Origin of the sequence: Roseinatronobacter alkalisoli (assembly GCF_028745735.1) — a bacterium.
GTDB classification, from domain to species: Bacteria; Pseudomonadota; Alphaproteobacteria; order Rhodobacterales; family Rhodobacteraceae; genus Roseinatronobacter; species Roseinatronobacter alkalisoli.
On record NZ_JAQZSM010000095.1, the window covers coordinates 1 to 2,154 of the forward strand.

4 protein-coding genes are annotated in these 2,154 nt (G+C 59.7%); all 4 read left to right on the forward strand.

Annotation, left to right across the window (positions count from 1 at the left end):
* The coding region (locus PUT78_RS23385) for a transposase (RefSeq protein WP_274354617.1) at positions 1 to 899 on the forward strand (899 nt) is incomplete at its 5' end.
* A 100-nt stretch (positions 900 to 999) separates the two neighbouring features.
* Entirely contained in the window at positions 1,000 to 1,239 is a 240-nt protein-coding gene (locus tag PUT78_RS23390) for a FitA-like ribbon-helix-helix domain-containing protein (protein ID WP_274354618.1), read from the forward strand.
* A complete protein-coding gene (locus PUT78_RS23395) occupies positions 1,236 to 1,667 on the forward strand; it encodes a type II toxin-antitoxin system VapC family toxin (protein ID WP_274354619.1) in 432 nt (143 codons plus the stop codon). Before PUT78_RS23390 ends, PUT78_RS23395 begins: the two co-directional genes overlap by 4 nt.
* Positions 1,668 to 1,795: 128 nt before the next feature.
* The gene (locus PUT78_RS23400; protein ID WP_274354620.1) at positions 1,796 to 2,056 is read left to right on the forward strand and encodes a type 1 periplasmic-binding domain-containing protein; all 261 of its coding nucleotides are present in this window, start codon (positions 1,796 to 1,798) and stop codon (positions 2,054 to 2,056) included.
* Positions 2,057 to 2,154 lie beyond the last annotated feature (98 nt).

The window sequence follows — 2,154 nt, forward strand, 5'->3', positions numbered from 1 at the left end:
CCATCGAGGAGCAGATGAACCTTCACGGCCGTGCGACCGGCAGGGCGCTGTTGTTCGACGCCGACAACGTCACCGCTGCCGGAAGCCTTCTGAAGTCCCGCCTTGCGCACAGGACGTCTCGGGAAGAAATTTTCACCACCATCCATGCGCTCCGAAATCAGGGGCTTACCTGCAGCGAGATCGGGCGACGGACAGGGTTCCCGCGTCGCAGCATCGCGAAATGGCTGCAGTTCGAGACGCCACCGGACCGCAGGCGGGCAGCTTTGAAACCGACTTCGCCGTGGTACTTTGAAGAGGTCCTGAGCAAAAGTTGGAAGGACGGCATTCGAACCGGAAGCGCCCTTTTCCGTTTGATCCAAGAGCGCGGCTACGAGGGGAGTCAATCGCATTTGCAGCGGCTGCTGGCGGGCTGGCGCAGAGCCGAAAAGCAAACGAAGGGCCCCGCCGTGGAGCACCAGATCCTGGAGCCGGTCCGGGATCCGGAAACAGGGCACGCGATCTCCCCGGTCATCGCGGCCGCGCTGTGCATCAAACCCCGCGGAAAGCTGACTTCGGATCAGGCGCGGAAAGTCGACGCGCTCAAGGGCGGTTCTCCCGCCTTCACAAAGATGCGCAGCCTAGCCATGCGCTTCAATGGCATCCTGCGAGGCTGCGTGGCAGACCCGCTCCCTGCATGGATTGACGACGCGATTGAAACCGACTTGGCGCCAATCGTGCGCTTTGCCCGCACATTGAACCGGGACTTCGATGCGGTCAAAAACGCCATCGAGATGCCCTGGAGCAACGGCCAAGCAGAAGGTCAGATCAATCGCCTGAAGACCCTCAAGCGCGCCATGTACGGCCGAGCCGGTCCAGAATTGTTGCGGGCGAGAATGCTACCGTTCCGCCACACAGATTGAGGCAGAGCCCAATTAAGGGCTACACGACAGCGGGGCTTCTTTTCTACTTGCTATCATTATACCAAAATGATATCATACTGGCAGAAAAGGAGATCCGATCATGTCCCAGATTTTGGTTCGCCAGTTGGCCCCTGAAGCACACCGCGCCTTGAAGGCCCGAGCCCATAAGCTGCACCGCAGTGCGGAGTCTGTTGCCCGTGAAATTCTCGAAAGCTCGCTCTTGCCGGAATCTCGCCTTGGCTTTGGCGACAGGATGGCAGCACTATGGCGCGGCGCCGATCTTTCCGACATCGAGCTTGAGCGTGATAAGACTCCTTACGAGCCAATTGACCTGCAATGATTGTTCTCGATACCAACGTTATTTCCGAGATCATGAAGCCCTCGCCCGATCCAGTTGTGTTGGAGTGGATCAATCGACAATCCGAGGACGCACTGTTCATCACGTCCATAACCGTTGCCGAAATCAGCGCAGGCATTCACAAACTGGACGTTGGCAAACGCCGCGACGATCTGGACCGCCGCTTGCAAGACATGGTGCAGTTGTTCAATGGCCGCACCCTGACCTTCGATCTGGGCGCGGCCATGTTGTTCGGGCGCCTCATTGGCGATGCGCGGCGCAACGGGCTGGCAATAGGCTTTCAGGATGGTCTCATCGCTGCCATTGCCACTTGGCGCAAATGCGCCGTGGCGAGCCGTGACATTGGTCCTTTCGAGGCGGCGGGGCTTGAGGTTATCAACCCGTGGTCCGGCCCTACAGCAGCCGATTGACGCCACCGCCGGAATTTCCCCGGCGACTGATACAAGGGCCAGCCTGGCAGGGAATTTCTGTCGGGCCAGGTCAGGAATAGATCCCTGCCCCGGCCCGACCTGCGCTGTCAACAGGCGTCATCGGCTTCATGATGCAGAGCGGCGCCGAGATCACCGGCGATGGCGACACATTCTTCATGAGCGTCTTTGACGGCGTACAGACGGTGCTGTCCCAGCACGGGCTTGATCTGGTGGTCCTGCTTTGCGCCGCAGATCAGGATCGCGAAGAATACCTTCGGCGCACGGTCGCGCGCGGCTTTGCCGATGCCCTGATCATATCCGGCACCAGAATACAGGACGGCCGCATCGACTTTCTGGTCATGCGCGTTTCGCATGATGGCGGGCACTGATTTCAGCTGATCGTGGGCAGCGATTTCACGGGAAGGCGGGCACCTGTTTCACGCGATCGCGGGCAGTGATTTCACGCGATCATGGGCAGGACTGGCCA

Excerpts from the sequence above, each read along its gene's own strand:
- PUT78_RS23390 (WP_274354618.1), top strand. The coding sequence starts at position 1,000 with ATGTCCCAGATTTTGGTTCGCCAGTTGGCCCCTGAAGCACACCGCGCC.
- PUT78_RS23395 (WP_274354619.1), top strand. The coding sequence starts at position 1,236 with ATGATTGTTCTCGATACCAACGTTATTTCCGAGATCATGAAGCCCTCG.
- PUT78_RS23400 (WP_274354620.1), top strand. The coding sequence starts at position 1,796 with ATGATGCAGAGCGGCGCCGAGATCACCGGCGATGGCGACACATTCTTC.